This is a genomic window from Micromonospora sp. NPDC047467 (genome assembly GCF_040643095.1).
Taxonomy (GTDB): Bacteria; Actinomycetota; Actinomycetes; order Mycobacteriales; family Micromonosporaceae; genus Micromonospora.
In genome coordinates, this window is sequence record NZ_JBEYTO010000005.1 from 464,545 (window position 1) to 475,035 (window position 10,491).

Genomic DNA, 10,491 nt, shown 5'->3' on the forward strand with positions numbered 1-10,491 from the left:
AGTGCACAGATCGACATACGTCAAGGGATCTGGTCAATGAGCGCCGTCCGCGGAACCGCGGAGGGTCAACCGCGACGTGCGTCGATGGGCTGCTGGCGGAGGCGGGTTCGGTGCATGCCGCGTCGGACTGCCACGATCACCGCCAGCACCAGGCCAGTGACCACACCGGTGCTGGTCACACCTAATGCCGCCAGGCTGCCCATAGCGGTGTCCTGGGGACCGTAGAAGCGTGGCGGATCACCGATCGAGAGGGCCGGCTGCGGGCCGGCCCCGGCCGCCGTGCAGGTCACCTCGTACCTGCCGGCTGGCTTGGCGTGCAGCGTGAGCAGGCCGCGCCACTGTTCGTTGTCGACCTTGGCACCCGCGACGAGCACGTTGGCTTGCCCGAATTCGACCATTTCCGCGCCGTCCTTTGGGGACGCCGCGCACTTGACGTCAGGAGGGCCCCCATCGGTCGTCCTGAACCACACCATCTTCTCGTCCGAGAGCTGCACCGTGACCGGCTGGCCCAACGGGAGGGGCTGTCCCAGATCACCTTCGGAACGGAGGACGAACAGCAACACCCCGACGGCGGCCAGCGCGCCACCAACGGGAATCAGTGCCGCGATGAAGAACCAGATGCGGCGGGGCCGCAGTTCTACCGGACTGATGACCGGAGCGAGAGTCATGGCGAGATCATGGGCGGTGGGCGGGCGCAGCGCCAGTATCAACGGCGGCGTGCGGTGAAGGCCCGCTCCCAGCCCGGGCTTCTACCGCAGGGTGCGGCGGCCCGTACGTCGCTGAACGCGGCCGCTGGTCGTTGATTCCGTGACAAAAGCGCGAGTTCAGATGCAACCCCGCAAGCCGGACCCCGCGTGACTATCTCGAAACGGGGATCGGAGGCCTGAATGAGCGATCGCGACGCGGCGTTCGCCGAGTACTTCGCGGCAAGGTCCGGCGCCATGCGCAGCACCGCGTACCTGCTGTGCGGCGACTGGCACCGGGCCGAAGACCTGGTCCAGACCACGTTCGTCAAGCTCTACCGGGTCTGGAACCGGATCTTGCGGCACGAGGTGCTCGACAGCTACGTACGCCAGATCCTGATCCGGACCTTCCTCGACGAACGACGGCGCGGCTGGTGGCGGCGCGAGCGGGTCGGGGGCGAGAACGCCGACCAGGCGGCCCCGCCCGACTCTCCGGAGAGTCGACTGGTGCTGCTCCAGGCACTGGCCTCCGTGGCACCGCGCCAGCGGGCCGTCCTGGTGCTCCGCTACTGGGAGGACCTGTCGGTCGAGGACGTCGCGGCGCTGCTGGAGTGCTCTCCAGGGACGGTGAAGAGCCAGGCGGCACGCGGGCTCGACACGTTGCGCGGCCTCCTGGCACCCACGTACAGCGGGATCGAGATGGGGGAGCGATGAACGGAGAAGAGTTGCGCGAGGCGCTGCGCAGCGAGATGGCGAGCACCACCCCGCCACCACCATTGAGTACGGGAGCCACGCTCGACGCCGCGCGGCGTGCGCAACTCCGCCGCCGCGGGCTGTGGGCGTCCCTCGGGTCGGCTGCCGCCGTGCTGGCGGTTGCCGGCTTCGTGGCCGTCGGCACCCCGGGTGGCCGCGTCTACCAACCGGCGGGCCACGGGCCACCGGTCGCCCCGAATGCGTCGGACACCAAGGAGGCGTGGCCGACCGGGCCGGACGGTCTCCCGCAGGAGGACCGGACCGCGCGGGCCGGTTCCAAGCACGACCAGGGTGTCCACCTGCTCAGCCAGGTCGTCTCCGTCGTGCCCGCCGGCTACACCGCGCCGGAGGATCCGGCGAGCCAGCCCGCCGATGAGCGGACGCTGCGGACCCACCAGGCGCAGTTCGAGGACCGGGTGAACGGCGTCGAACTGTGGAGCTACATGGCCTCGGTCGCCGTGGCCCAGGGGAAGGGTGCCGGGCGAGTGATCGTCGAGGTGCACGATGCCGGAAACCAGTTGCCGACCGAGCCGTGCGCGCTGGCCCGAGGATTCTGGGGGATGCAGGGCGAGTGCGAGGTCGAAACCGTCGGAGCGGCGCAGGTGGGCGTGGTGGTCCGAGCGGCCGGCGACGATCGGCTCGACCAGTGGTCGGCCTACCGGCACCCGGATGGCGTGGTGGTCTTCGTGGCGCAGGGCGCGAAGCTCGACGAGAGCCGGTCGGGGTTGAACATGCTGCCGTTCTCCGTGCCGCAGTTGGCGGCCCTCGCGGTCGACGAACGGTTCCACCTGAAGTGACGCGGTGACTCGGCCTCGCCGGGTGGCCCAGGTGCCGCGATCATGCGGTCTACCTGGGCCTTCGTGTGTGTGGAGCGGGCGACGGGAATCGAACCCGCACCGTCAGTTTGGAAGACTGAAGCTCTACCATTGAGCTACGCCCGCGTGCACCCGCCGCAGCGGATGCGTCGACAGCGTACCCAATGGTTGTGTCCGGCGCGCAGCCGCGCCACCGCCCTGCGGCGCCGTGTCGTCCCGGCGCGGCGCGGCAACGCTCCGAGATCCACACAAGGTCGGCGATGTAGTGGTGTCCCGACGCCGTGAAGCCACCACATCGCCGACACGGTGTTGATCTTGGCGACGTGATGACCCGAGGCCTGCGGGAAGGTGGGCTGACTGGTGGCTTTCGGGGGACTTGTCCGGGTGGGGATGCCCCGGCACCGCTTGCGGCGCGGCGACGGCATAGACTGCACGTCGCCACGGGGTGTGGCGCAGCTTGGTAGCGCACTCGCTTTGGGAGCGAGGGGCCGTGGGTTCAAATCCCGCCACCCCGACTGTCGTCCGCGGCCGGGCCGCCCCGGGTGCCGTTCATGCGGTCCCCGGGCGCTGCCGGAGCGTCAGGCCGGCTCACCTACACTCGATGGGCTGAATCACGCCCAGACTCAACTGAGATCCGTCAAGGAGTACGCCTGTGAAGAGCACCGTCGAGACTCTGAGCCCGACGCGCGTGCGGCTCGCCATCGAGGTGCCGTTCGTCGAGCTCGAGCCGAGCCTCAAGAAGGCGTACCGGGAGATCGGTTCGCAGGTCCAGGTCCCCGGTTTCCGCCGGGGCAAGGTGCCGACCGCGGTGATCGACCAGCGGGTGGGCCGGGGCACCGTCCTCAACGAGGCGGTCCAGGATGCCATCCCGGAGAACATCCTCGCCGCGGTGCGTGAGCACGACCTGAAGACGCTGGGTCGTCCGGAGGTCGAGATCACCGAGTTCAACGACGGTGACTCGCTGAACTTCACCGCCGAGGTCGACGTTCGCCCGGAGATCACCCTGCCCGACGCGAGCACCATCGAGGTGACCGTCGACGAGCTGCAGATCGACGAGAGCGAGATCGACGAGCAGGTGAAGAACCTGCGGGAGCGGTTCGCGACCCTCAAGACGGTCGAGCGGGCCGCCGCCGAGGGCGACTACGTGCAGATCGACCTGAACGCGACGGTCGACGGCGAGGACGTGCCGGGCGGCCAGGCGAGCAACATCTCCCACGAGGTGGGCAGCAAGCAGCTCCTGCCGGGCCTGGACGAGGCCGTGGTCGGCCTCGCCGCCGGCGAGGACACCACCTTCAGCACCCAGCTGGTCGGCGGCGACTTCGCCGGTCGGGACGCCGACGTGGCGGTGACCGTACGCACGGTCAAGGAGAAGGAGCTGCCCGAGCTGAACGACGAGTTCGCCCAGATGGCGAGCGAGTTCGACACGATCGAGGAGCTGCGCGGCGACCTGCGGGCGCGGGTCACCCAGGGCAAGCAGGTCGAGCAGATCTACGCCGCCCGGGACAAGGCGCTGGCGCAGCTGGTCGAGGCCGCCGATGTGCCGGCGCCGGAGGGCGTCGTTCGCGAAGAGGTCGAGAGCCGCAAGCAGGCCATGGTCGACCAGCTCGAGCGGATCGGCGCCTCCCTGGAGGAATACCTCGCCGCCGAGGAGAAGACCGAGGAGCAGATCGACGCCGAGCTGACCGAGGCGGCGACCGAGGGCGTCAAGGTGCAGCTCCTGCTGGACACGCTGGCCGACGCCGAGGACGTGCAGGTCTCCGACGACGAGTTCGGTCACGAGATCGTGCACCGGGCGCAGCGCGCCGGAATGGCTCCGCAGCAGTACTACGACCAGCTGGTGCGCTCCGGCGCCGCCGCCGCGGTCTTCGGTGACGTGCGGCGGGGCAAGGCGCTCGCGGCCGTGATGGAGCGGATCACGATCAAGGACTCGGCCGGCAACGAGGTCACCCTGGACGCGCTGCGCGCCGCCAACGAGGCGGAGCACAACCACGAGCACTGATCGTCGGATGCGGCCGCCGTCCGCCGCTGTGCGGTGGACGGCGGCCACATCCATTCCCGGGTACGCCCGGACGCCCGCGCCGCGGGTGCGCCCGACGCAACTGCGCTGAGAGCGAACAGTGCCCCGACCGGGACTCTGCCGCCCCGCACAGCGGTTAGTGTCGGGAAAGACGGTACGGAGAGCGAAGGGCTGCCATGACCGACATGCACATCCCAACGACGTCGCGCAGGGCGATCGATGCCCGCGGTGGCGACTCAATTGGCAACCTCGACGACTCGGTCTACAACCGGTTGCTCAAGGAACGCATCATCTTCCTGGGCAGTGAGGTGACCGACCAGGTCGCCAACCGCATCTGCGCGCAGCTGCTGCTGCTCGCCGCGGAGGACCCGGACCGCGACATCAACCTGTGGATCAACTCGCCGGGTGGCTCGGTCTACTCCGGCATGGCGATCTACGACACCATGCAGTTCATCGACAACGACGTGTCGACCGTGGCGATGGGCATGGCGGCCTCGATGGGTCAGCTGCTGCTCTGCGCGGGCACCAAGGGCAAGCGGTACGCGCTGCCGCACGCCCGGATCATGATGCACCAGCCGTCCGGCGGGCTGGGCGGCACGGCGTCGGACATCGCCATCCAGGCGGAGCAGATGCTCTACACGAAGCGGATGTTCCAGGAGCGCGTCGCGCACCACACCGGCCAGAGCCAGTCGCAGATCGAGGCGGACTCGGACCGGGACCGTTGGTTCACCGCCCAGGAGGCCATGGACTACGGCTTCATCGACAAGGTGATCATCGGGGCCGCACAGGTTCCGGATGGCGCCGGGACCCTGAGCTGAGGAGCTGACGATGACCGATCTGAGCTTGCCGCCCCAGTTCGCGGCCGTGCACAACCGCTACGTGCTGCCGTCGTTCGTCGAGCGCACGTCGTACGGGGTCAAGGAGTCGAACCCGTACAACAAGCTCTTCGAGGACCGGATCATCTTCCTCGGTGTCCAGGTGGACGACGCGTCGGCCAACGACGTGATGGCCCAGCTGCTGACGCTGGAGGGCACCGACCCGGACCGCGACATCATCATGTACATCAACTCGCCGGGTGGCTCGTTCACCGCGATGACGGCGATCTACGACACCATGCAGTACGTCCGTCCAGACATCCAGACGGTCTGCCTCGGGCAGGCCGCCAGCGCGGCGGCGGTGCTGCTGTCGGCGGGCACCGCGGGTAAGCGGATGGCGCTGCCGAACTCGCGGATCATCATCCACCAGCCGGCCACCGAGGGCGGCTACGGGCAGGGCTCGGACATCGAGATCCAGGCTCGGGAGATCCTGCGGATGCGGACGCAGCTGGAGGACATGCTGTCCCGCCACTGCAACCGGCCGATCGAGCAGGTTCGCAAGGACATCGACCGTGACAAGATCATGACGGCCGAGGAGTCCAAGGAGTACGGGCTGGTCGACACGATCCTGACCAGCCGCAAGAAGGGCCTGCTGGCGACCCACGCCGCCAGCTGAGCTGTACCGGGTCAGAGGTTGGCCGGGGCTCCGTTCCCGGCCGACCTCTGACACACCCGTTTTGGGGGTCGGAGAATGCTCCGCCAGCGGGTAACGTCGGGTCCGTACCGCTTCGCCGGTTCGGCCGGCGGGGTGAACCAAGCCGGGCGGCGCGCAGCGTCCGCAGGTCAGGGCCGGGTCTCCGGCCGATGAGTGCAGGGAGAACGTAGGTGGCACGGATCGGTGACGGCGGCGACCTACTGAAATGCTCCTTCTGCGGCAAGTCGCAGAAGCAGGTCAAGAAACTCATCGCGGGCCCTGGGGTCTACATCTGCGACGAGTGCATCGATCTCTGTAACGAGATCATCGAAGAGGAGCTGGCCGAGTCCGGCGAGGTGAAGTGGGAAGAGCTTCCCAAGCCGATGGAGATCTGCCAGTTCCTCGACAACTACGTCGTCGGGCAGGATCAGGCCAAGAAGGCGCTCGCCGTCGCGGTCTACAACCACTACAAGCGGATCCAGGCAGAGGCGGCCAACGCGCCGGGCTCCGGCAGTGACGCCGTCGAGCTGGCCAAGTCCAACATCCTGCTGCTCGGCCCGACGGGGTGCGGCAAGACCCACCTCGCGCAGACCCTCGCGCGGATGTTGAACGTGCCGTTCGCCATCGCCGACGCCACCGCGCTGACCGAGGCGGGCTACGTCGGCGAGGACGTGGAGAACATCCTCCTCAAGCTGATCCAGGCCGCCGACTACGACATCAAGCGCGCCGAGACCGGCATCATCTACATCGACGAGGTCGACAAGATCGCCCGTAAGTCGGAGAACCCGTCGATCACGCGGGACGTCTCGGGCGAGGGCGTGCAGCAGGCGCTGCTCAAGATGCTGGAAGGCACGGTGGCCAACGTGCCGCCGCAGGGCGGTCGTAAGCACCCGCACCAGGAGTTCATCCAGATCGACACCACAAACGTGCTGTTCATCTGCGGTGGCGCGTTCGCCGGCCTCGACCAGATCATCGAGTCCCGCACCGGGCAGGGCGGCACCGGCTTCGGTGCCCGGCTCCGGTCGGTGTCCGAGCGGTCGACCGATGACATCTTCAGCCAGGTCATGCCGGAAGACATGCTCAAGTTCGGGCTGATCCCCGAGTTCGTCGGCCGGCTGCCGGTGATCACCAACGTCCGCAGTCTGGACCGCAGCGCCCTCGTGCGGATCCTCACCGAGCCGCGCAACGCCCTGGTCCGGCAATACCAGCGCCTCTTCGAGCTGGACGGCGTCGAGCTGGAGTTCGACGAGCCGGCCCTGGAGGCGATCGCCGACCAGGCGATGCTGCGCGGCACGGGCGCCCGTGGCCTGCGGGCCATCATCGAGGAGGTTCTGCTCTCCGCGATGTACGAGGTGCCGAGCAACCCCGACGCCGCCCGGGTGCTGATCACCCGCGAGGTCGTCCTGGAGAACGTCAACCCGACGATCGTTCCGCGCGAGTTCACCGGGCGTCGTGCCCGGCGGGACCGCGAGGAGAAGTCGGCCTGATCCTCCCCGCGTCACGCCGGTCGCGTTCAGTCCTGACGCGGCCGGCGTGATCGCGTTCGGCGGTCCCATTCGCCCGACGGCGTGACCACCACCATCATCAGTCGAGCCGGGTCCTCGGTGTCGTTGCGATAGCCGTGCTCCCGGTCGGCGTGGAACTCGATCGTCTCGCCCGTCCGGACGGGGTGGTCCTGCCCGTCCACCTGGACGATCACCGCCCCGGCCAGCACGTGCAGCACCTCCCGGGTGCCGCGTGGGTGGTCGGCGGAGCGGTGCCCCTCTCCGGGCGCCAGCCGCCAGTCCCAGAGCTCGACCAGGTCCGGTTCGCCCAACCCGCTCAGCAGGTGGCCGGTGCCGCCGTGCTCGCCCTGCCAGAGCACGGGTGCCTCGGCGGCGGAGCTGATCTTCACGGTCCGCTCCTCGTCGGGCTCCAGCAGCCGCGCGATGTTGACACCGAACGCGTCCGCGACCCGGCACAGCGTGCCGACGCTGGGGTTGGTGCGGGCGCTCTCGATCTGCACGAGCATCGCCTTGCTCACCCCGGAGCGGCCGGCCAGCTCCTCGAAGGACCAGCCCCGGGTGGCGCGTAGCTCACGTACCTGCCGGGCCACCGCGGCGGTCACCGCGCCTACCCGGCTTGCGGCCTCGGTCATTAAACTACCCCCCACGGTCACTATTATGGTACGACTATCGCATGCTCCCCATTGTCCTGGCAGCGGTGTCCGCCGTCGCGTTCGGCACCGCCGACTTTGCCGGCGGAAAGGCGTCCCGCCGTGCCGACCCGATCACGGTGACCGTGGTCTCCCAACTGCTGAGCGTCCCGCTGCTGGTCGTTCTGGTGCTGGTCGTACCCGGAACGCCGACCGTCGGAGACATCGTCTGGGGGCTGCTCGCTGGGGTGGCCGGCGCGGGCGGCGTCATGCTGCTGTACCGGGCGCTCGCCGGCGGGATGATGGCCGTCGTGGCGCCGGTCACCGCGATCACCGCCGCCGTGGTGCCGATCGTCGCCGGCCTCTTCACCGCGTCCTTCCCGGGTGCCCTGGCGCTCACCGGCGCCGGCCTGGCGATCACTCTGGTCAGCCTGGGTGATGGGGGAGGGCGGGTCGCCGTCCCGGCGCGGCTGGTCGGGCTCGCCCTTGCCGCCGGGGCGCTGTTCGGCGTCTTCTTCACCCTCCTGGGCCAGGCCGACGAGAGCGCCGGCATGTGGCCGGTGGCGGCGGTGCGTGCCAGCTCGATCGCGTTCGGCCTCGCGCTGGCCGTCGGCACGGGCCGGCGGCTGCGACTCGGGCGACCGGCGCTGGGCTGGGCGGCCGTCGCCGGCCTGCTCGACGGCGCCGCCAACGCGCTCTTTCTGGCTGCCGCCGCCCGTGGTCACCTCAGCATCGTGGCGGCGCTCGCCGCGCTCTACCCGGCCAGCACGGTGCTCCTCGCCCTCGCCGTCGACCGGGAGCGCCTGCGACCGATCCAGGTCGCCGGCCTCGGGTTCGCCGCCGGAGCTCTGGTGCTGGCCAGCATCTGACGCTGTCCGTGCCGGCCGTCCCGGCCGTACTCTGGGCTCATGCGCGTCGCAGTCTGCCAGCTGAACGCCCGGGACGACCGCAAGGCCAACCTGGCCGCCGCCGAGGTCCTGCTGGAACGCGCCGCCGCCGGCGGCGCGGACCTCGCCATCCTTCCGGAGTACGTCGACTATCTCGGCCCCGCCGCCGGGATGCCCGAGCCGGAGCCGGTCGACGGTGAGGTGGGCAGCTTCTTCGCCGGCGTCGCTCGGCGGCTCGGCATCTGGCTGGTGGCCGGCTCGTTCCACGAGGCCGGGCCGGACCGGGAGCACACCTGGAACACCTCGCTGGTCTTCGACCGGACGGGCAGCCTGGCCGCGAGCTACCGCAAGATCCACCTGTACGACGTGGAGATCCCCGGTCGAGTCTCCTATCTGGAGTCGGCGAGCGTCGCGCCCGGCGACCAACCCGTCGTGGTGGACGTCGAAGGGCTCCGGGTCGGGCTGTCGATCTGCTACGACCTTCGGTTCCCTGAGCTGTACCGGCGGCTCGCCAGCGAGGGTGGCGCCCAACTGCTGGTGGTCCCGGCGGCGTTCATGCTGCACACCGGCCGCGACCACTGGGAGGTCCTGCTGCGGGCGCGGGCGATCGAGAACCAGTGCTTCGTGGCGGCGGCCGGCCAGACCGGCGACCACGAACCCGGTCGCACCTGCTTCGGGCGGAGCATGGTGATCGACCCCTGGGGAACGGTCCTCACCCAACTGCCGGACGGCCCCGGGGTGTCCGTCGCCGACTTGGACCTCGACCGGCTCGCCGTGATCCGCGCCGAGCTGCCCAGCCTGGCCAACCGCCGGCTCTGAGCCGTCAGCCCTCCAACAGGACGCCGATGGTCGCGAGCCCGACTATGACTCCGGCGGTCACCAGCAGGGCCGTGGTCATCCGGGACCTGCCCCGCCGGGCCAGCCGTCGCACCGAGAGCACCAGGACGACCAGCACCACCGCGCCGATCACCACCTGCCAGATCGGCAGGAGGAGGCCGAGCAGTGCTTCCTCGGCGTACACCGTCGCACCCAGCCCGGACTCATCCATGCCTGACACTCTGGCACGCCATTGCTCCCCGCGTCGCGAGCCGCCCCGGACGCCGTGCCGTCCGGGGCGGATCAAACCAGTGATGAACCCTGATTTGCCTTCTCCGGGCCGTCCGCGTAACTTTCTCTCTGCACGGGGGAGGCCGGACAAACCGGCCGAGAGCGGGCACCAGGCTCGGGGCGGCAACGCCGAGCGAGGCTGGGATCGGGCGGTGCGGAACACTCCGGATACGGGGTTGCGAACGCGGAGCCGACCGGGTAAGGTTTTGAAGCCGGCAGGAGCCGGGCGGAGAGCCGCGAAGCGGCGATCGGCCGGTCTACGGCTTCCCACGACAGTAACGACCACCGGCTACGGTGTGCGTCATCGTGGGTCCGGACGAATTACATTGATCGCCTCGGATACGAGGTTTTTGACAATGCGAGTTCGACCAAGTAGGTTTTAGCGGTTGCCCCGAAACGGGGCCCATTGAAATGGGCTTTCTGATCGGTGTGTGGTTGTTCTTTGAGAACTCAACAGGGTGCTTGTAAAGCCAGTGCCAATTATGATTTACACCCCGGACTGGTCGGGCCTTTATGGTTTGGCTGGTTGGGATTCCTTTGGCAACATTTGTTTGTTGTCAGGATGCTGTTCAACTAATTTTTTGTT

At 69.0% G+C, this 10,491-nt stretch carries 11 protein-coding genes and 2 tRNA genes; 9 read left to right on the top strand and 4 right to left on the bottom strand.

The window, feature by feature from the left end:
• Positions 1-65: 65 nt before the first annotated feature.
• On the bottom strand, positions 66-668 hold the full coding sequence (locus ABZ780_RS17615) for a hypothetical protein (RefSeq protein ID WP_357008144.1): 603 nt from the start codon (positions 666-668) through the stop codon (positions 66-68).
• Between the two features lie 219 nt (positions 669-887).
• Between ABZ780_RS17615 and ABZ780_RS17620 the strand changes: the two genes are divergently transcribed.
• Both ABZ780_RS17620 and ABZ780_RS17625 read left to right on the top strand, forming a co-directional pair.
• A complete protein-coding gene (locus tag ABZ780_RS17620; RefSeq protein ID WP_357008146.1) occupies positions 888-1,397 on the top strand; it encodes a SigE family RNA polymerase sigma factor in 510 nt (169 codons plus the stop codon).
• Positions 1,394-2,233 carry a hypothetical protein gene (locus ABZ780_RS17625; protein ID WP_357008149.1) on the top strand — a complete coding sequence of 280 codons (840 nt, stop codon included), beginning with the start codon at positions 1,394-1,396 and terminating at the stop codon, positions 2,231-2,233. The genes ABZ780_RS17620 and ABZ780_RS17625 overlap by 4 nt, the downstream gene beginning before the upstream one ends.
• A gap of 70 nt (positions 2,234-2,303) precedes the next feature.
• Here the strand turns inward: ABZ780_RS17625 and ABZ780_RS17630 are convergent.
• A tRNA-Gly gene (locus tag ABZ780_RS17630) sits at positions 2,304-2,377 on the bottom strand.
• A gap of 315 nt (positions 2,378-2,692) precedes the next feature.
• On the opposite strand from ABZ780_RS17630, the gene ABZ780_RS17635 reads away from it, so the two are divergent.
• The 5 genes from ABZ780_RS17635 (at position 2,693) to clpX (ending at position 7,264) form a co-directional block, all read left to right on the top strand.
• Positions 2,693-2,766 (top strand) — tRNA-Pro (locus ABZ780_RS17635).
• Positions 2,767-2,903: 137 nt separating this feature from the next.
• Entirely contained in the window at positions 2,904-4,250 is a 1,347-nt protein-coding gene (gene tig / locus ABZ780_RS17640) for a trigger factor (RefSeq protein ID WP_357008152.1), read from the top strand.
• A gap of 194 nt (positions 4,251-4,444) precedes the next feature.
• The gene (locus ABZ780_RS17645; protein WP_053652979.1) at positions 4,445-5,086 is read left to right on the top strand and encodes an ATP-dependent Clp protease proteolytic subunit; all 642 of its coding nucleotides are present in this window, start codon (positions 4,445-4,447) and stop codon (positions 5,084-5,086) included.
• A 10-nt stretch (positions 5,087-5,096) separates the two neighbouring features.
• The gene (locus ABZ780_RS17650; protein ID WP_272613084.1) at positions 5,097-5,759 is read left to right on the top strand and encodes an ATP-dependent Clp protease proteolytic subunit; all 663 of its coding nucleotides are present in this window, start codon (positions 5,097-5,099) and stop codon (positions 5,757-5,759) included.
• Positions 5,760-5,968: 209 nt separating this feature from the next.
• Entirely contained in the window at positions 5,969-7,264 is a 1,296-nt protein-coding gene (gene clpX, locus ABZ780_RS17655; RefSeq protein WP_145779357.1) for an ATP-dependent Clp protease ATP-binding subunit ClpX, read from the top strand.
• Positions 7,265-7,290: 26 nt separating this feature from the next.
• Here clpX and ABZ780_RS17660 read toward each other — a convergent pair whose 3' ends face one another.
• The gene (locus ABZ780_RS17660) at positions 7,291-7,914 is read right to left on the bottom strand and encodes an XRE family transcriptional regulator (protein ID WP_357008154.1); all 624 of its coding nucleotides are present in this window, start codon (positions 7,912-7,914) and stop codon (positions 7,291-7,293) included.
• Positions 7,915-7,955: 41 nt separating this feature from the next.
• Here ABZ780_RS17660 and ABZ780_RS17665 point away from each other — a divergent pair, with 41 nt between their 5' ends.
• Positions 7,956-8,780 carry a DMT family transporter gene (locus ABZ780_RS17665; protein WP_357486632.1) on the top strand — a complete coding sequence of 275 codons (825 nt, stop codon included), beginning with the start codon at positions 7,956-7,958 and terminating at the stop codon, positions 8,778-8,780.
• Positions 8,781-8,819: 39 nt separating this feature from the next.
• Complete coding sequence (locus tag ABZ780_RS17670) at positions 8,820-9,617, top strand: carbon-nitrogen hydrolase family protein (protein WP_357008159.1); 798 nt, start codon at positions 8,820-8,822, stop codon at positions 9,615-9,617.
• 4 nt (positions 9,618-9,621) lie between these two features.
• On the opposite strand, the gene ABZ780_RS17675 is transcribed toward ABZ780_RS17670, so the two are convergent.
• Complete coding sequence (locus tag ABZ780_RS17675) at positions 9,622-9,846, bottom strand: hypothetical protein (RefSeq protein ID WP_357008161.1); 225 nt, start codon at positions 9,844-9,846, stop codon at positions 9,622-9,624.
• Between the last annotated feature and the right edge of the window lie 645 nt (positions 9,847-10,491).